Source organism: Adlercreutzia equolifaciens (assembly GCF_029076695.1).
GTDB classification, from domain to species: domain Bacteria; phylum Actinomycetota; class Coriobacteriia; order Coriobacteriales; family Eggerthellaceae; genus Adlercreutzia; species Adlercreutzia equolifaciens_A.
In genome coordinates, this window is sequence record NZ_JARFIK010000654.1 from 1 (window position 1) to 287 (window position 287).

Consider the following 287-nt stretch of genomic DNA (forward strand, 5'->3'; position numbering starts at 1 on the left):
TTCTGGAAGAAGATATGGTCTGTGAAGATGGAAAATATTATCCTATGATGAAGGTAAGACCACCGGTAGCTGATACAGCAGGCGAAGATACAGAAGTAAAGTGCTGGGATACGGTTCAGTTAAAATATGGAAAGCTTTTGCTGGAGAAACAACATCCGGTACTCAGAGAGTATCTGGAAAGAGAGATACGCATTTATCAAAGTATTTTAGAAGGATTGAAAGCGAAAGATTCTGACCGGATCCGTCAGAGAAAAGAAGAATTGGAACAGGAACTTGTAGAAGCAGAG

1 protein-coding gene is annotated in these 287 nt (G+C 40.4%); it reads left to right on the forward strand.

Features of this window, described 5'->3' with window-relative positions:
• Positions 1-287, forward strand: a 287-nt coding sequence (locus PZH32_RS13990; RefSeq protein ID WP_275208876.1) for a tRNA (adenine(22)-N(1))-methyltransferase TrmK, incomplete at both ends; no start/stop codon positions are given.